13 protein-coding genes and 6 pseudogenes are annotated in these 17,149 nt (G+C 67.3%); 7 read left to right on the top strand and 12 right to left on the bottom strand.

The genetic code is table 11. The annotated features are described in order from the left end of the window. Nucleotides 1-216: 216 nt before the first annotated feature. The 5 genes and pseudogenes from OG978_RS00850 to OG978_RS00830 all read left to right on the top strand — a co-directional run bounded on the left by OG978_RS00850 (nucleotide 217) and on the right by OG978_RS00830 (nucleotide 3,611). On the top strand, nucleotides 217-1,458 hold the full coding sequence (locus tag OG978_RS00850; RefSeq protein ID WP_326769885.1) for an IS110 family transposase: 1,242 nt from the start codon (nucleotides 217-219) through the stop codon (nucleotides 1,456-1,458). Between the two features lie 23 nt (nucleotides 1,459-1,481). Then, nucleotides 1,482-1,889: pseudogene (locus OG978_RS00845) on the top strand (transposase); the annotation flags it as partial. An 82-nt stretch (nucleotides 1,890-1,971) separates the two neighbouring features. Next, nucleotides 1,972-2,184 (top strand): annotated as a pseudogene (locus OG978_RS00840) (DUF3761 domain-containing protein); the annotation flags it as partial. A 333-nt stretch (nucleotides 2,185-2,517) separates the two neighbouring features. Then, entirely contained in the window at nucleotides 2,518-2,775 is a 258-nt protein-coding gene (locus tag OG978_RS00835; protein WP_326769884.1) for a hypothetical protein, read from the top strand. 158 nt (nucleotides 2,776-2,933) lie between these two features. Continuing rightward, nucleotides 2,934-3,611, top strand: coding sequence for an IS6 family transposase (locus OG978_RS00830; RefSeq protein ID WP_326763351.1), 678 nt, complete (start codon nucleotides 2,934-2,936; stop codon nucleotides 3,609-3,611). A gap of 152 nt (nucleotides 3,612-3,763) precedes the next feature. On the opposite strand, the gene OG978_RS00825 is transcribed toward OG978_RS00830, so the two are convergent. The 3 genes from OG978_RS00825 to OG978_RS00815 all read right to left on the bottom strand — a co-directional run bounded on the left by OG978_RS00825 (nucleotide 3,764) and on the right by OG978_RS00815 (nucleotide 5,481). Then, nucleotides 3,764-4,558 (bottom strand): SDR family NAD(P)-dependent oxidoreductase, encoded by a 795-nt coding sequence (locus OG978_RS00825; protein ID WP_326763350.1) that lies wholly within the window; start codon nucleotides 4,556-4,558, stop codon nucleotides 3,764-3,766. 88 nt (nucleotides 4,559-4,646) lie between these two features. After that, on the bottom strand, nucleotides 4,647-5,264 hold the full coding sequence (locus tag OG978_RS00820) for a TetR/AcrR family transcriptional regulator (protein ID WP_326763349.1): 618 nt from the start codon (nucleotides 5,262-5,264) through the stop codon (nucleotides 4,647-4,649). Nucleotides 5,265-5,274: 10 nt separating this feature from the next. Continuing rightward, complete coding sequence (locus OG978_RS00815; protein WP_326763348.1) at nucleotides 5,275-5,481, bottom strand: hypothetical protein; 207 nt, start codon at nucleotides 5,479-5,481, stop codon at nucleotides 5,275-5,277. On the opposite strand from OG978_RS00815, the pseudogene OG978_RS00810 reads away from it, so the two are divergent. Beyond that, a pseudogene (locus OG978_RS00810) lies at nucleotides 5,480-5,749 on the top strand (hypothetical protein); the annotation flags it as partial. The gene OG978_RS00815 and the pseudogene OG978_RS00810 sit on opposite strands and share 2 nt — an antisense overlap. Nucleotides 5,750-5,904: 155 nt before the next feature. Further along, nucleotides 5,905-6,095 (top strand): annotated as a pseudogene (locus OG978_RS00805) (IS630 family transposase); the annotation flags it as partial. A 418-nt stretch (nucleotides 6,096-6,513) separates the two neighbouring features. Here the strand turns inward: OG978_RS00805 and OG978_RS00800 are convergent. The 9 genes and pseudogenes from OG978_RS00800 to OG978_RS00760 form a co-directional block, all read right to left on the bottom strand. Further along, nucleotides 6,514-8,469: a hypothetical protein gene (locus OG978_RS00800; protein ID WP_326763347.1), complete on the bottom strand. Its 1,956-nt coding sequence runs from the start codon at nucleotides 8,467-8,469 to the stop codon at nucleotides 6,514-6,516. A 26-nt stretch (nucleotides 8,470-8,495) separates the two neighbouring features. Continuing rightward, the gene (locus tag OG978_RS00795) at nucleotides 8,496-9,869 is read right to left on the bottom strand and encodes a glycoside hydrolase family 5 protein (protein ID WP_326763346.1); all 1,374 of its coding nucleotides are present in this window, start codon (nucleotides 9,867-9,869) and stop codon (nucleotides 8,496-8,498) included. Nucleotides 9,870-9,877: 8 nt separating this feature from the next. Further along, the gene (locus tag OG978_RS00790) at nucleotides 9,878-10,750 is read right to left on the bottom strand and encodes a carbohydrate ABC transporter permease (RefSeq protein WP_326763345.1); all 873 of its coding nucleotides are present in this window, start codon (nucleotides 10,748-10,750) and stop codon (nucleotides 9,878-9,880) included. Continuing rightward, the gene (locus OG978_RS00785; RefSeq protein WP_326771045.1) at nucleotides 10,740-11,597 is read right to left on the bottom strand and encodes a carbohydrate ABC transporter permease; all 858 of its coding nucleotides are present in this window, start codon (nucleotides 11,595-11,597) and stop codon (nucleotides 10,740-10,742) included. Before OG978_RS00785 ends, OG978_RS00790 begins: the two co-directional genes overlap by 11 nt. Nucleotides 11,598-11,713: 116 nt before the next feature. Next, nucleotides 11,714-13,009 (bottom strand): extracellular solute-binding protein, encoded by a 1,296-nt coding sequence (locus OG978_RS00780; RefSeq protein WP_326763343.1) that lies wholly within the window; start codon nucleotides 13,007-13,009, stop codon nucleotides 11,714-11,716. A gap of 24 nt (nucleotides 13,010-13,033) precedes the next feature. Next, nucleotides 13,034-14,629, bottom strand: coding sequence for an FAD-dependent oxidoreductase (locus OG978_RS00775; RefSeq protein WP_326763342.1), 1,596 nt, complete (start codon nucleotides 14,627-14,629; stop codon nucleotides 13,034-13,036). Between the two features lie 11 nt (nucleotides 14,630-14,640). After that, nucleotides 14,641-15,693 (bottom strand): LacI family DNA-binding transcriptional regulator, encoded by a 1,053-nt coding sequence (locus tag OG978_RS00770; protein ID WP_326763341.1) that lies wholly within the window; start codon nucleotides 15,691-15,693, stop codon nucleotides 14,641-14,643. 482 nt (nucleotides 15,694-16,175) lie between these two features. Continuing rightward, a pseudogene (locus tag OG978_RS00765) lies at nucleotides 16,176-16,392 on the bottom strand (MBL fold metallo-hydrolase); the annotation flags it as partial. Between the two features lie 211 nt (nucleotides 16,393-16,603). Next, a pseudogene (locus OG978_RS00760) lies at nucleotides 16,604-17,149 on the bottom strand (PLP-dependent aminotransferase family protein); the annotation flags it as partial.

Below are 17,149 nucleotides of genomic sequence, written 5' to 3'. Positions count from 1 at the left end.
TCGTTGAAGTTTGTGGTCCGAGCCGCCCACAGGGGTCACCTCTCACCACGCCTGGAGCCGCCGAGCTCTGGAGCAGACCGAGGGCCCTGTGAGTCGCTGGGGTCACGAACGGCTAATCGGATGCAGGGCCATCGAGCCCTTCCATTAGGGAGACGCGTGCCCCCGCACGGCTGCGACCAGCAGGACACCCCAGACCGAGAGGACGAACACGCCACGATGACCGTCACCTGCGGAATCGACTGGGCCAGCGACCACCACGATGTCGCTCTGATCGACCACGAGGGCACCTTGTTATCCAGGGCCCGAATCAACGACGACCTCGAGGGCCTGCACCAGCTCCTCAGTCTCCTCACCGCTCACGGCGACAGCGCGAACACCCTGATTCCTGTCGCGATCGAGACCTCCCGCGGCCTCCTTGTGGCCTGCCTGCGAGCCACCGGCCGGCCCGTCTACGCGATCAACCCGATGGCCGCCGCACGCTACCGCGACCGGCATACGGTCACCCGCAAGAAGTCCGACCACCTCGACGCCATGGTGCTCGCGAACATCTTGCGCACGGACAAGGCCGCCCACCGGCCGCTGCCCGACGACAGCGAACTCGCCCGCGCTATAGCCGTCCTGGCCCGCGCTCAGCAGGACGCGGTCTGGGACCGCACCCAAGCGGGCAACAAACTCCGCTCCCACCTGCGCGAATGCTTCCCCGGCTTCCTCGCGACCTTCCAGCACAACCGCGAAGGAATCAGCAGCAACGTCGCCCGCGTCCTCCTGGCCGCGGCCCCCACACCCGAACAGGCGGCCAGGCTCACCCGCGTCCAGCTGCGCTCGCTCCTGAAAAGGGCCGGCCGCCAACGCGGCATCGAGGCGGAAGCCGAACGGCTCCGAGACGCACTGCGCATCCCGCAGATGCGCCAGCCTCCGCAGGTCGAGCAGGCCATGGGCCGCCAGGCCATCGCCCTGCTCAGACAACTTGATGCCGCCTGCACCAGTGTCGACGACCTCGCCGAAGCGACGGTGGAGTCTTTTGACACGCACCCGGACGCCGAGGTCATCACCAGCTTTCCAGGGCTCGGGGCTCTCACCGGCGCCCGGGTGCTCGCCGAGATCGGTGACGACCGATCCCGCTTCACCGACGCTAGAGGGCTCAAGGCCTTCGCCGGAGCCGCACCGGTCACCCGGGCGTCCGGCAGGAGCCTCGCGGTCATGGCCCGACGGGTCAAGAACCAGCGTCTGGCCTCGGTCGGCTATGTCTGGGCCTTCGCCAGCCTGACCGCTTCACCCGGAGCCCGGGCCCACTACGACCGGCGGCGAGCCGATGGAGACCGTCACACCGCCGCTCAGCGCAACCTCTTCAACCGCATGCTCGGCTGCCTCCACCACTGCCTTACCAAGCGAACCCGCTATGACGAGCTCGCCGCGTTCCCCGCACCGTCAACCCCACAACTCACCATCGCCGCTTGACAGATCAACTGCATCGGATGTCTCTTTCCCCGGTCCTGACCTCGATGCCCGGAGTCGGCGTCAGGACCGCCGCAGTCCTGCTGACCACCGTCGGCGACGGCACCGGCTTCCCCACCGCCGCCCACCTCGCCTCCTACGCCGGCCTCGCCCCCACCACCAAGCAGTCAGGCATATCGATCCACGGCGAACACGCACCCCGAGGAGGAAACCGGCAGCTCAAACGCGCCATGTTCCTCTCCGCCTTCGCCTGCATGAACGCCGATCCCGTCTCCCGCACCTACTACGACAAACAACGCGCCCGCGGCAAGACCCACACACAGGCCCTCCTCCGCCTCGCACGCCAACGCATCAGCGTCCTGTTCGCCATGCTCCGAGACGGCACCTTCTACGAGCCCCGCGAACCCCGAACCAACACCCCAGCAACCGCATGAACCCCACCCCGGCAAACCACCCCAGAACCGGCACCTTGGGGTTGACGAAGAACATAGAGGCACCCCCCGCCAGAAAGCGAGATTGCTCCGCGTCGTCAGGGCGTGGGGGGCACCGCGTTCGCCGTCGCCGCCGCGCTCCTGGTCCCGGCTGTTCAGGCCGAGGCGACGGCCGCGTGCGCGCCCCGCGCCACCGGCGTGTGCAAGGCCGGCAGCGCGCACCCCGGCGGGTGTCACCGCCCAATGCAAGGACGGGGCCTACAGCTCCTCGAAGACGTTCCGCGGTACTTGCAGCCGCCACGGCGGTGTTCGGTACAGGTACAAGTACAGCTGCTTGGAGACTACTTGGTGCGCGATCGACCTGCTCGGCCACCACGGAGCCGTCCACGTGTGGTGGTGGCACATCACGACACGCGCCTCAGGTTCGCCGAGCGAAGGAGACCGCCCCACTCGCCCTCACCGGCTGCTGTTTCGGGCGAGGGAAACGGGATCGGCCACGAGTCGAGCCAGGCGCCGATGTCCTTGGGTGTCTTGGGATTCGGGCCCGGTTTTCAGTGACCGCCTGCCCCAGGTGCAGCGGACGGTTTCCTGCGCGACGGTGGATGGGGGCCATCTGACTCTCGGGAGAGCCATGATCATCAAAGTGCTGCACGAGAAGGGCCTGAAGTCCGAGCACGCGTACTGCGCCGGCTTCCTTTCCGTCGGTCTGGCCGTTGCCTCGTGGGCCGGGTCGTTGAAAGCGGAGTGCCGGACGGGGCGTGCAGATCACTGGGGCATCTTCGTCGGCGAGTGGGCGCCGACCTTCTTCGCTATCGGTCTGGCCCTCGCCAACTACGAGCACGACGACCAGGAGACCGCATCTGAGGCGTTGCACACCGTGGCCGACTGACAACCGAGCGCGCTGTCGTCGTGATCACCCACCGTGAAGCCCTCGCCCGGGCACTGTCACGTTGACTGACCGGCCTGGGATGATCTTCTGGTTGGTCGTGCTGGGAGGGGGCGTCCGTGGACAGCGCGCCGCCGTCGTACAAGGGGCACCGGTAACCGGTGGAGATCATTGCGCACTGCGTGTGGCTGTACTTCCGTTTCCCGCTGTCGTTCCGCGAGGTCGAGGAGCTGATGCTCGAGCGCGGCGTGATCGTCTCCCACGAGACGGTCCGCCGCTGGTGTACGAAGTTCGGGCAGGCCTACGCCAACGGCCTGGGCCGCCGGCGTGTGCAGCCGGGTGACAAGTGGCACCTGGACGAGGTCTTCCTCAGGATCAACGGTGAGCTGAAGTACCTGTGGCGGGCCGTCGACGCCGATGGCAACGTGCTCGACATTTTGGTCCAGGGCCGAAGGGACAAGGCTGCGGCCAGGCGGTTCTTCCACAAACTGCTCAAGAAGACCTGCTCGGTGCCGAGGGTGATCGTCACCGACAAGCTCCGCTCCTACGGCGCGGCCCACCGCGAGGTCATGCCCTCCGTAGAACACCGCGCCCACAAGGGTCTGAACAACCGGGCCGAGAACAGCCATCAGCCGACGAGGCAGCACGAACGCGCGATGAAGGGCTTCCGCAGTACCGGCGGGGCCCAGCGGTTCCTGTCCGCGTTCAGCGGCATCTCACCGCACTTCCGACCACGCCGCCACCTGATGACCGCCACCCAATACCGCACCGAGATGACCACCCGCTTCACCATCTGGGACGAGATCACCGGCGCCACCGACCAGCCCATCGCAGCGTAAGCCAGGCCCCCACCCGACCCCTACACACCCTGACGCGCCCTCAATCGATCAACACCGCACCAACGTGACAACGCCCCGCTGCGCACTCACCCACCGTCCGAGGTCTTCGCCCTGGACGACGACGTTGCGTTCACGGTTCGCCAGCGGGCCTTTCACGCGCTGGGGCGTACGCTGCGTTCGGCGATGCGGATCAGGGGGCGCTCGGGTACCAGGCGGCTGACGACGCGTGACACCAGGGCATTGCCGGCGCCGTCGACGACGGTCGCCTTGCGTCCGCCGAGCGCCGCGAGTGCTGTGGCGACGACCTGCTGCGGTGTGCGCCGGCTGCCGACCGACGCGTTGTCACCGGCCACGTCGAAGAACGGGGTGTCGGTGGCGCCCGGGCAGATCCCGAGGACGGTCACACCGGTGCCGCGGGTCTCGCCCCAGAGGGAACGCGTGAAGGACAGGACGAATGCCTTCGTCGCGGAGTACACCGCCATGTGCGGCACCGCCTGGAATCCGGCCGTGCTGGCGACGTTGATGACGGTGCCGCGCCCGCGCTCGACCATGCCGGGCAGGAGCCGGGTGGTGTTGCCGACGAGCGTGCCGACGTTGAGCTGCACCTGGGACGCCATGTGGCCGGGGTCGGCCTCGGCGAGGTCGCCGTGGGAAGCGAAGCCGGCGTTGTTGATGAGGATGTCCACCACGACGCCCTGCTTGTCGAGCGTGCGCGCGAGGGTCTCGGAGGAGTCGGGCAGGGAGAGGTCGAGGGCGATGGGTCTGACGGTCACGCCGTGCTTGGTCCGCAGGGTCGAGGCGAGCTCCTCCAGCTTGTCTTTCGAACGGGCGACGAGGACCAGGTCCACACCGCGGGCGGCCAGCTGTCGGGCGAACTCGGCGCCGATCCCTGACGAAGCGCCGGTGACGACGGCCAGCTGGGAGGTGAGAGTGTCCGAGTAGTTCATGTCTGTCTCCATACCGACTTGAAGGTTTTTTTCTTGGCGATGAAAAGGCCGACGTGGCCGACGTGCGTGATGTCCGGCCTGCCCGCGTTCAGTGAGCTTCGATGGTCGCCTCAATGACTTCGGCGAGAGCGCCTGCTGCACGGCGCAGCTCTTCGGGAGTGGCGCGCCCCGTGGCCTCGAGGACGCCCTTCAGCCCGTCGAACGCGCCCACGAATACGGTCGCCAGCACGTGGGCGTCGGCCGGAAGGTGCAGGTCGCCCGCGCGGGCGCCGGCCAGAAGGAGTTCTTCGACCAGGCCGACCCACTCCGCGAGAACGGACACCTGAGCGCGTTCCTGCGGTGACTCGGTGGTGAGCTCGCGGTCGAGCCGCACGACGGACCATCCCGCGGGTTCGGCGATGACGAGGTCCACGAGGACGGGGACGAGTCCGCGTACCTGCGCAGCCGGCCCTCCGAGCCCCTCGAGCTGCCTGCGCACATGCGCAAGCATCCCCTGCTTCTGATCGTCGACGACCGCATGGGCCAGGGCGGCCTTGCTCTTGAAGTGGAAGTACACGGCACCCTTGGTGAGGCCGGTCTCGCTCACCACGTCGTCCATCCGGGCCAGGGCGTACCCCTTGGCATCGAAGACACGGGCGGCGGCGCGCAGAATCTCCCGGCGCGTCGCCGCGCCCTTCGGTGTCAGTTGATCCACTGGCCTTCCCATGCCCCCAATACTAAATACCTTCGAGTCGGTTTTTCAAGTTGATCAAGAGCCGCGTCACCCGGAGGGCCCCGGCCGCGGCGAGCGGCGAACTGGTGTGTTCGGCATGACCGGCCGGATGCAGGTGCCCGATCCGGGAATCGTGGAGGCGGCCCAGACCGCCCTCGACGAGGCCCTGGCGCCGCCCGCTGGTCTCAGCCAAGCGGTTCTGCCCGTCCATGCGCTCCCTGTACGCCGGGCCCAGGCCGCGCACCCTGACGCGGCCGGCGCTAGCGATCGGCTGCTGTCCCGGCTGGGAACAGGCCGGTTTCCCCCACGCGGTCCTGGCCGCCCAGGACCGTGTCCGAGGGGCCGAAAAGCGGCACGGCTGGACCAGTGTCGTGGACAGCGAGGCTGCCGAACTGCTTCCACTACGCCCGCCGGTCATCATGGTCAACCCCGAAGACCTGGCCGAACTGGGCATCGCCGACGGCGATCCGGTGGACCTGGCCAGCGGGCGGCGCAATGGCTGGGAGCGCTGCGCAGAAGGCTATTGCATGGTCGTCTACCCGGCGAGCGGGGCCACGGTCTGGCGCTCTGGGGCCCTGCACAATGAAAAGGGGCTGAAGGGCGAACCAGGCCCGCGTGGGCGGCATAGTGTCGGGGACTTTCGCAGTCATCGGTGTCACGGATCTGGCGGGCGTTCGACCCACAGCCGCACCGCTCGGAGAAGACCTTCAAGCTGTCGACCGATCCGTACGTCGTCGACAAGGTCCACGATGTCGTCGGCCTCTACCTGGACCCGCCGAACGGGCATTGGTGTTCTGTGTGGATGAGTCGGGTCGGACTGGGGCGCGGTGACACCATTTCTGGTGTTCCGTTTCCCCGGCCCGCCCGCCCGCCGAACCGGACGTGCCCGTCTCCGAGCATCCGGCTCTCCACGTGCTCTTGCCGCCGGTTGGCCGACGGCTGCCGGTATTGGCGTCCATGGTGTCGGTATGTTCCGCCTCCGATATCGGTAGCGGACCACCGGAACCTTTTGGGGTTGGATCAGCGAGATCCCGTCTTCGGCCGGCGTTTCCCCGGGAGGAAACGCCGGAACAAGGATGCCCACGGGACACGAGGATGTCGTTTACGCAGCCAGCGGGTCACCCGATGCCAGGAATACTCATCGAGATAGCAGCCACGCAACCGTCGACTTTCGTTGAGACGGTCGAATCGTCATGCCTGTCCGATTCTTTCGGGGACGCCGGTGACGTCCCGTTGGTGTGGTTCAGCTGAACGTGATCGTCAGGTGGAGAGCGCCAGGGTGCGGGATGCGGAGTAGGTGGGCGCGGCGGGTGGCGTCGCGCAGGAACGTGGTGGGGCCGCTGGTGAGGCTGGCGGCGCGTGGGGCATCCCACCGGATCAAGATCGTGGTGTCGCCACGGCGCACGGTAAGGCCGTCCGCGGCAGCCGAAGTCGCGCTGCCGTAGGCCGCCTCCGTGCCGTCGGTGAAGGTCACCTGGTCGGTCGGGTGCAGCACGAGCGGGATCAGTTCGCTCGCCGCCGAGCCGGCGGTCACGACGCGACGCACGGACTGCTGGGCGACAGTGACGTCGGTGGTGACCGCGGAGTCGGGGGTGCGATACTGGATGCAGAAGGGTTCGCCGGGGGAGAGGTCGCCGCCGGTCCAGGGCCGTGCGGTGGGCGCACCGGTGAAGTACTCGGCCGTCAGGTCGCTGTTGGCGTCGAGCCGGCCGCCGTCGAGCTCGGTGGCCCAGGAGTCGCCGTTGTTGAGTGAGTACACGACCATGCCTGCGTCGGGGTGCCACAGGAAGGTGAGGCCGGAGCGGACGAGGCTGGTGGCTCGGGTGCCGAAGAAGGTTCCCAGGTAGAGGCTGGGGCGCCGGATGAAGAGGAAGTCCTGTTTGGCGTCACGGCGGAGTTCGACGAAGTTGTCCTGCCTCAGGTACGGCAGATCGGAGATCGCGTCGTTCTTCTCTGCACGGGTCGGGGACCCATCGCCGTAAGGGACGTGCGCGATGACGCGCGGGGAGGTCTTGCCGCGCTCCAGCACCGGCACGGGATTCGGATCCGCCGCCCAGGCGGCGCGTGCGTCCGCCCGGTCCTCACGGGCGGTGAAGAACGCCGCGAGCTCGGGTGTTTCAGGCACGAAGAGCGAGCCGAGGTGCGTGCGGTCGGGCTCCAGCATGACCCCGTCGTACGAGAGGGAGCTGGTGCGGGCGGAGGCGGCGACGTTGGTGAAGTAGCCCGATCCATCGGGCTCCCACACCAGGTTGTAGCCGAGCCAGGGGGCGAATTTGCGGGCCATGGAGAGCATGGCCGGATCGCCGGTGAGGTGATAGAGCTCGGCCATGTCCGGCAGCATGACATCGAAGTTGTAGCCGACATCCATGCCGCGTGGTTCGTAGAAGAAACCTTGTGGGCTCTGACCGCGGTCTGCGATGAAGGTGATGCGTTCTGCCAGCCGTGTCTGCAAAGCGGCATCGGGGTCCAGTTGCAGACTCAGAGTCGCGCCTGCGAGGCCGGCGATGTAGTGGTTGGTGTATCTCAGGGGGTTCTGCCAGACGGTGGTGTTGCCGGGGTCGAGGAACCACACCATCGCTCTGTGCACGGCGGTCCGGATCTCGGTCTGCCGCTCGGGCAGGGCCCCGGCCGTGCGCAGAACCTGCAGCGTCTTGCTCAGATACCCGAGTCCGAAACCGGTGGCCGCTCTGGAATATTCGGTGGGGCGGTACTCCGGCCATGAGCCGTTGTCGTGCTGCAGGCGCAGATAGTGCTGGAGCGCTGCGTCGAGGCGGGCCAGCAGTGCCGGGTCACCGGCGTACGGGTTCCAGGGCCGGGAGTTGGCGTAGAACCAGCTCAGCGTGTACACGTGCTCCTGGATCCGGGCGTTGTACGGCTCGTCCGGCGTGCGCCACCAGCCGCCCTTGAACCAGCCGTATGTGGCCGGGTCGGCATCCTCGATGTCGTTTGCCATCGGCGCGAGGGTCACCAGGTACGGCGCGTACCGCTGCTCCTCGGGGGCGAACAGCGTGCGGTCGGGGAGTCCCGGGGGCAGCGGGTCGAGGAGCCGCAGGGCGGTCGTCCCCTCGGTGGCGCCGGCGGGGCGGGCGGGCAGCGCGGTCAGCAGCGCTGCGGCGCCGGCAGCTCCGAGCAGCGCGCGGCGGCTGAGGCCGGGGAGTCCGGGCGCGGTGTGGATAGGTCTGTCGGTCGGGTGTCGCACTGGTGTCTCCTTCTGAAGAGGTGGTTTCAGCTGCGGGTGAATTCAGTGAGGAGTTCCGCCAGCGGCGTGCGAGGTATACAGGCGTCGACGCGGAATGAGCCGGCCAGAGCTGCGATGCCGGCGTCGTCGACAGTGGCGAAGAGGGCGGCGAAGTCGGCGAGCATGGGCTCCCCGAGCAGAAGTTCACGGACGAGCCTGCGCACGTACCAGCGCTGGCCGAAGGGCTGGGGGTCGAAGTCGGGGTACTCGGTGGCCATCAGCTCATCGAGCGGGGCGAGGGCGTGGCCGATGCCCTCCTCGCCGGTGGACCAAGGCTCGGTGCCCAGCCGCTCCTTCTTCTCCCTGATCGGCTGCAGCAGCCGGGACCAGGGTGAGTCGGGGTCGAGGGACACCAGCCCGGACAGATGGGTGTCCTTGTAGGTCCAGATGGACCAGTTCGCCCCGTGCTCACGGTAGATCTCCAGCTGATCGCGCAGTACGGCGTAGCGGTGCTTGTCGACTGCGGGGTCGCCGGAATAGACCGGCCCGAACTCGCCCACCCAGACTGGTGTGCCCGTTCTGCGGGAGTGCTCGGTTCGCTCCAGGAAGCGCTCCTCCAGCCAGCTGCGGTCGACATACTGTCCGCGTACTACGCCCGGGTACTCGGTCGCGTCACGGATTCCGGCGAGGGCGTAGTCGTGGGCGGAGTACACGGTGTTGTCGAATCCACTGCCGATGGCATCGAAGTCGTTGGCGTAGCGGTTGCCGTCGAGGAAGATCACATGGTCCGGGTCTATGGCCCGTACGGCGTCGACGAGTCGGCGGTAGAACGGACCGATCACCTCGCCGGTGGGATCGCCGGGCTCGTTGAGCAGGTTGAACCCGGCTACCTCGGGCCGGCCCCGGAACCGGTCCGCAAGCGCCTCCCAGATGGCCACCACTCGGTCCTGGAAGTGGCGGTGGCGCCACAGCCAGGCATGGTGGCTCGGATTGTCGCTGTGCTCGGACTGGTTCTGAAAGCCTGGTGCGGCATGCAGGTCGATGATGGTGTAGATGCCGTGCCGGGCGCAGGCGTCGATGGCGGTAGTGAGCCGCCGTATTCCGTCCTCCTTGATGTCGAACGGGTTGGCATCGTCGGAGAGGTGCCGGTAATTGACCGCAATGCGAACGCAGTTGAGTCCGGTGCGGGCGATCAGCGCTGCATCGGCGTCGGTGAAGAACTCGTCCAGGATGAGGTCGAACAGCCGGTCGGCCTTTTCTGCGCCCATGGAATGCCGCAGCGCGTCCCTGGCCTGGTGCTCGGCGCCGGGGAAGCCGTTGAGGAAGTTCTCCATCATCATCCAGCCGCCGAGCCCGGTGCCGCGCAGAGTCACTGGATTTCCGGACGGGGTGACGAACCGGTCACCGGATACTGTGAGCATTTCCATGACTAACCCTTCAGACCACTGTTGACGATTGACTTGATGAACCAGCGCTGGGCCACCAGGAATACCGCGAGAACCGGAATGACCGTGAGCGTGCTGGCCGCGAGCTGCACATTCCAGACCGGGGCTCCAAAGTTGTCCACGATCTGGGTGAGCGCTACCGGCAGGGTGAACATCTCCGGGCTGCGCAGGAACACCAGCGGTTCCAGGAAGGAGTTCCAGCTGTGCAGGAAGGAGAGCAGTGCCACCGCTGAGAGCGAAGGTCCGGCCAGCGGGAGCGCGATCCGGAAGAACAGCCCGAAACGCCCCAGACCGTCGAGCCTTCCGCTCTCCTCCAGCTCGGCCGGCAGGCCAAGGAAGAACTGGCGCATGACGAAGGTGCCGAAGACCGAGTTGCTGCCGAACACGGCCGGAATGATCAGCGGCCAGTGCGTGTCGGTCCAGCCGATCTCGGAGAACAGCCGGAACAGCGGAACGATGATGACCTCGCTCGGCATCAGCAATGCGGTGAGCAGGAGGACGAACATGGTGCCGCCGCCGATGAGGCGGACCCGGGCGAAGGCGTAACCGGCCATGGCCGAGACCACGACGCTGCCGACACACACCAACGCCGCGATATAGAGACTGTTGAAGTACTGACGGCCGAAGGGCTGGTAATCGGTGATACGGGCGTAGTTGTCCCACCGCCAGTCGCTCGGGAGCAGCGAGGGCGGATAGGAAAAGATCTCCGAGATCGGTTTGAGGGAGCTGCTCACCATCCACAGCAGGGGCAGGAGGAACGGCACCGCGAGGGCCACCATCAGTACGTACAGCAGGATCCGCCCGAATGCGGGCTTCCGAGCCCTGCGTCGGAACAGGGCCAAGGGGTTACTGCTCATGGAACACCCACTTCTTGCGCAACCACCACTGCACGACGGTCAGGACCAGGACAGCGAGGAAGAGCAGTACCGCGAGGGCACTCGCGTAGCCGAGGTCGAAGAACTTGAATGCCTGCAGATAGACGTAGTAGGCGAGTACGGTCGTGGCGTTACCCGGACCGCCGCCGGTCAGCACCATGACCTGGCCGAAGACCTGAAGCGAGCCGATCACCGTGACGATCGCGGCCAGCAGCATGGTCGGGCTGATCATCGGCAGGGTGATCCGGCGGAATATGGTCCAGGGAGGGGCGCCGTCGACCCTTGCCGCCTCCCGCAGCTCCGTGGGGACGCTTTGCAGGGCGGCCAGAAAGAGCACCATGTTCACGCCCACACCTTTGAGGACCTGCACCAGGATCACCGAGAACATCGCGGTGTCCGGCTCGCGCAGCCAGTTGGGACCATCGGCGCCGACCATGCGTATGAGCAGGTTGAGGCCGCCGTCCTTGCTGAGCAGGAAGCTCCATACGATGGTCCACGCGATGACCGACACGACGGTCGGGGAGAAGAAGATCGCGCGGAACACTATGGTGCCGCGCAGCCCCTGGTCCAGCAGCACGGCGAGCAGCAGGGCGAGGCAGATGTTGAGCGGCACCAGACCCAGGGAGAACACGGCCGTGTTCTGAGCCACCTCAATCGCGAGCGGGTCGTCGAGCAGCTTCCGGTAATTGTCACCGCCGATGAAGCTGATATCGCCGGTGAGATTGTTGTACTTCGTAAAGCTGTAGTAGACGACGGCTATGAGGGGCCCCAGCACGAAAGCGGCGAATCCCACCATCTGCGGGGCGATGAGTACGTACCCGGCGAGCATGTCCCGCCGACGCCACCGCGGGGTCCGTTGCCGCCCGCCCCGGCGGGCCGGCCGCACCTTGAGAGGCACGGTGGCCCGCCGGGACACGGCAGGGGTCGGGGCCTTCTTTGTCAGGCTCACGATCCGGCCTGCAGCAGGGGCTCGATGGCGGTACAGACGGCACGGGTGACCTTGTGCGTATCGGCCTTCGGCTTCCATGCCGCGTCGAGGGCCGCCCGCGTCTTCTCGTTCAGCTCGGCGTACCCGCTATGGCCGGGGCGCACCGTACCGGACTTAAGCGAATCGATGATGCTCTCTTGGAGCTGGTCCTTGCTGAGCAGCGGGTTGGTTCTGGCAAGGGTCTCGGCCGTCAGCAGTGAGGCGCGCGGCGGCGGGAAGAACTGGGCAAGTTCGGCGGTGTTCTTCTTGTCGGTGGCGAAGAGGAAGAACTGTTTGGCCAGTTCCTGGTTCTTGGCCTTGGCGAAGACGGCCAGGCCGGCCTGCCCGATCACCTGGTGAGCTCCGGCCGGTCCGGACGGCAGCGGTACGACGCCCCACTTCCACGAGACGTCGGCGAGCGGGCCGGCCTTGCTGACCTGGGTAATGATCATGCCGCTTTCGCCGGAGAAGAAGTCTGCCTGCTCTCCGGGCCCCGGCGTACTCCGGTCGGTGAAGGCCATCTTCCGGAAGAAGTCAATCGCGTCGACCATCTTCCCGTCGGAGAACCCGCAGTCGTTGTCGGACGTCCACGGTGCCGCCCCGTACGCGCTCATGATCGGATAGAGCCGGTCCCAGTGCTTGTAGTCGAAATCGTGGACGAGCAGGCCGAACCGTGCAGTCTTGGCATCGGTGACCTTCCTGGCCGCGGCGGCGAGCGCGTCCCATGTCCAGGCGTCTTCGGAGGCGAGCTTGGCCGGATCGTCCGCGTCGGCCTTGGCCAGGGCGTCGGCGTTGTAGAAGACCGCGAGGGGCGAGCTGGAGAACGGGTACGCGTAGAGCGATTTGCCGCGCCGCCACTGGCTGAGCAGCGCCGGCTCCAAGTCGTTGTATCCGTAGCCGCTCTCCGCCTTCATGGCCGGAGCCATGTCGACGAGCGTGTCGGCCTCGATGAAGTCGGCCGCGTTCGTTTCCAGAATCCAGCCCAGGTCGGGCGGGTTGCCCGAGGCGAGCTGAGTGGTCAGCGCGGTGGTGTAGTCCATGGGGTTGAGCGATTCGAACTTGATGCTCTTCACCTTCGGGTTACTGGCTTTGAAGGCGTCCGCGATGCTGTTCAGCAGCGCCAGATGCTCCTTCACCGCCGTCCACACGGCGATGCGCAGGTTGCCGTCGTCGGCTCCCGACCGACCGCCGCCGTTGCCGCAGCCGGCGGTGAGGGCAGCGGTCGCGGCTGCGGCCGCGGTCGCCGCGAGGACGGAGCGTCTCGATGGGTTCATTGCTGTACTCCTTGCGATGATTGGCTAGTAACCCGCTATTCGCGGCCACTGCAGCTCGACCCCGTCGCCGGTGAGACGGTCCTGGAAGTCGGCCAGGAGGCCGGGCGTGTTTCTGACGGCGCGCGGGGAGACCCGGCGCTCCAGGCAGAAGGCGGCCAGTGCACCGGCCGCCTCGCCGACGTTCCACTCGACGGGGTGCAGGCGGTAGCACCCATTGGTGATGTGTGTCGTGCCGATGTTCTTGGAGGCGGGGAGCAGGTTTTCCACCCGCTGTGGGAGCAGCGCACCCAGCGGGATCCGGAACGGGCAGCACGCCACATCGAGGTAGTTGTCGCCGCCGGTGGTGGGGTGCAGGTCAATGCGGTACATGCCGATGCCCACCGTGTCGGGATACTCCACGGCACCCTTGTCGCCCCGTAACGCGATGGACAGGTCCTGTTCGACGACCGTGTATTCGGCGCGGATACGCCGTGACTCGCGGATATACGGTGCCTGTGCCAGACCGTCGGCCGAGCCAGTGATATCGCCGCGCAGCCGCAGACCGGGGAAGCCGGTGCCGCCGTCGGGCCGTGGAGCCTCGGTCTGCAGCCAGTACAGGTACGCGAAGGACAGTTCGCGAGCGGCCGCGAGGTGCTGCGCGGCATCAGGTACGTCGTAGACTGGACCTGCCAGGTAATCGATCATCGGCCAGTTGACCAGCGTGATGTCGCTACTGTACGCGCCGTCGGTGAAGTTGCGCCGTGCCGCGATACGCCGGAACGTCCACAGGTTGCTGTCGCCGGCGCTGAGCCGCTGGTCCGCGACGACGGCCAGCGGGTCGTCGTCGGGATTCGGGGTGAAGCTGCGCTCGACGATCTCCTTGGTCCGTGGGTGAGGCGCGCTCAGGGAGAGCATCGGGCCGCCCCAGAAGTCCGGCTGGTAGGTGCGCCAGAAGTCGTATCGGACCGGTTTGTCGATCGTGTGATCGCCGTCCACATGGTCCAGCGCGAAGCAGACCGAGGCGGCTTGCATGTTCAAGGGCTGCGCCGTGCCCGGGGCGCTCGGCTCACCGGTCTCGGACTGCGCCTCGAAGCCGGTGACGTACTCGGTACCGGTGAGAGGTAGCAGCTCGCCGGTCTCCGTCGCGTCGAGAATGTACGGTGCGGCGATGGTGATCTCGTCGCCATCTCCGCAGTGCCCCACCGTCACGGCACAGACCCGGTCGCCGTCGGTCTCGGCGGACACCGGTCGGTACGGCTGCAGCACGCGCAACCGCCCGCTGCCCCGGTACGGCGCGAGCATTGCCTCGATGACCGCCACTGCCACCTGCGGCTCGTGGCAGAGCCGACTGACGTGTCCGGCCCCCGGGTTGAGGTGGCGCCAGGCCCGGGACCGCTCGGTCAGCGGGTAGTGCTGGCGGTAGTAGTCGCGGATTCCGTCCCGCAGTGCCCGGTAGCCGGCGGTCACACCGAACTGCTCCACCCAGCTGGGCTCGTCCGGTGGGACGGCCTGGCTCGTCAGCTGGCCACCCAGCCAGTCGTACTCCTCGGTGAGCACTACCCGCCGGCCGGCGCGCAGGGCGGCCAATGCCGCTGCCACTCCGCCGAGCCCTCCGCCGATGACGAGGATCTCCGTTTCCATCCACGTTCCTTTCACTGTGCGGGTGCGGGCGCCAGGGTGGCGCCGGTGACGAGTTCGCAGGGCAGCAGTAGCTGCGGGGTGTCCGCGGTGCCTTGGAGGAGGTCGGTCAGCAGCGCGATGGACTGTCGGCCCATCTCCTCTCTCGGGATCTTGAATCCGGTGAAGTCCACATCGGCAGGTACGGGCGTGGTCGGATCGCCGAGAGTCAGGACCGACAGGTCCTCCGGTACGGCCAGGCCGCGCCGACGCGCGGAAGCGACCAGATCCGCAGCGGTGGCGAAGTCTTCGACCAGGACTACCGTTGCGCGTGAGGCCAGCAACGCCGACAGCAACTCGTCGGGTTCGCGTCCGGGAGACAGCTCGTCGAGCGCGATGAGGACGCCGGGCCCCGGTGCCGCCTGGGTGGCCTGCAGAAAGCCTTTCCGACGGTCTGCGGAGGACTCCACGTCGGTGGGGAGTCCGAGGTATGCCACGCGACGGTGGCCGCGGGTCACCGCCAGCTCGACGAGGCGGCTGACGGCCGTCGCGTAATCGGCGCCCACGTGAGGCACCGGGCCTCCGGCGTCATCGCGCCGGCCAACTGCCACGAAGGGGTATCCGTCGGCGACCATCCGCCTCAGGTCGTCGCGGTCGAGCGACCGGCCGAGCAGCAGGCAGCCGTCCGCCAGCCGGAGCCGATTGTCGCCCTCGAAGACACGCCGCCGACCGCCCGTCACTGATGTGCTGGTGAGCAACAGCAGGTCGCAGCCGACCTGTTCGGCCGCGCCCTCGATACCGACCAGGAACGGGTGGTAGAAGTCGCTGGTGGCGCTGGGGAAGACCGCCTCATAGGTGAAGACGCCCAGTATGCGGTTGCGTTTGTCAGCCAGCCGTCGTGCCACTGGATCGGGCACGTACCCGGATTCCCGGATCACCTTCAACACGCGCTCGCGGGTCTCCTCGGGAATCCGGATATCCGCGTCGGCCCGACCGTTGAGCACCAGCGACACGGTCGGCTGACTCACCCCGGCCAGCTTGGCAATGTCCCGCTGCGTGATCCGCCGCGCAGGGCGACCAATTGTCACTTGAGCCTCCGCTAATACGAATTATCTCGCCTCGGGATCAGTGTGAACCCTGTGTTTCAAACACGTCAAGACTTGGGGGCGCTGATAATGCGAATTAGTAAGTCGGGCGTCAACAGCTTCCGTTGGCAGCAGCTGAGCCGGGGGCGGGCCAGAGCGCCGGAGTGTTCCGTGGATGTCTGATTCGTTCCCGGGATGTCGTGGAGGGCGAGGGTGATTTCGCGGGTGAGGGATCCACGCCCCGGTGGTGAAGAGGCGCTTGAGCGCGTCGTAGCGGCTGATGCCCCACTTGGTCACAACCGGAACGGAACCCGTGGACACTCTGGTCAGACCAGCGGATGACCCCTGCCCGCACCCGGCCAACGGCACCGAACGCCGCCCTGCACAGCCTCAGGAAACCACTTCAAACCGGACCGGTAAATCGAGGCTCAGGCGACCGGGAAGCCAGACGGTGTTCACCGCGTCGGGCAGGGCTGAGGTTCCCGGTCCGCGCTGTGCTCGGCGTGCAGATGCGAGATCCAGATCGCGTCCAGCTCATCCAGTTGGACGTGCCGTTGAAGCTGAGCCAGCGTCCCGCTGCCCGCGTCCATCCACACCCGTGTGTCGCCGCTGGACACCAGGTGGCCGGAGCAAGGGATTGTCCACGCTCGGACAAGGCGTCGCACACCCCGGGACGGTGAGACGGAGAAGCTCGGTGGTCATCCGGGGAGAACGCTTGATCCACAGGTGTTGACGACCTTGATACTGCACCGGCGACTGGTCCGCGACTACGAGGGCCGCCCGGCCCCCTCGGAGTCGCGATGAAGCTCTTGTCCTGCGGGTTCCGCTCGACGATCTCGATGCCGATCCCGTGTCTGTGGCCGTGGGCTTCGCCTCGGTCTTCGCCGGACGGTCGCCGGCGCGCGGGCAGGCGTCAGTCGGTGACGAGGTCGTCCGGGGCGGACCGGGCGAGTTCGGCCAGTGTGGCCAGCGCCTGGGAGAGAACGTCGGTCTGCGGGGAGGCAAGCCCCAGCCGGATCGCGTTGGGGGCCTGGTTATTGCCGACGGTGAACGCGGCGGCCGGCACCACTCCGATGCCGTGCCGGGCAGCGGCGGCGACGAAGGTGTCCGCGCGCCACGGGCGGGGCAGTTGCCACCAGCAGTGGTACGAGCGCGGGTCGCTCCGTACAGCGAAGCCGCCGAGGTGCCGGGCCGCGATCTCCTGTCGTACGGCGGCTTCCCGCTGCTTGGCCTGTACGAGCGCCTTCACGGTGCCGTCCTGCTGCCAGTGGTAGGCCGCCTCCAGTGCGAAGCGCATGGGGGTCCAGCCCCCCGAGCGCAGCGACGTGGCGATCTCGCCCACCAGGAAGCCGGGCGCCACCACGAACCCGAGGGTCAGGCCAGGGGCTATGCGCTTGGACAGGCTGTCGACGAGGACGGTCTGCTGGGGGGCCAGAGAGGCGAGCGGCGGCACTTCGTC

The sequence above is a fragment of the Streptomyces sp. NBC_01591 genome (assembly GCF_035918155.1).
Taxonomy (GTDB): Bacteria; Actinomycetota; Actinomycetes; order Streptomycetales; family Streptomycetaceae; genus Streptomyces.
Note: the sequence above shows the minus strand (reverse complement) of the source record. Positions and strands in the feature narration are given on the sequence as shown.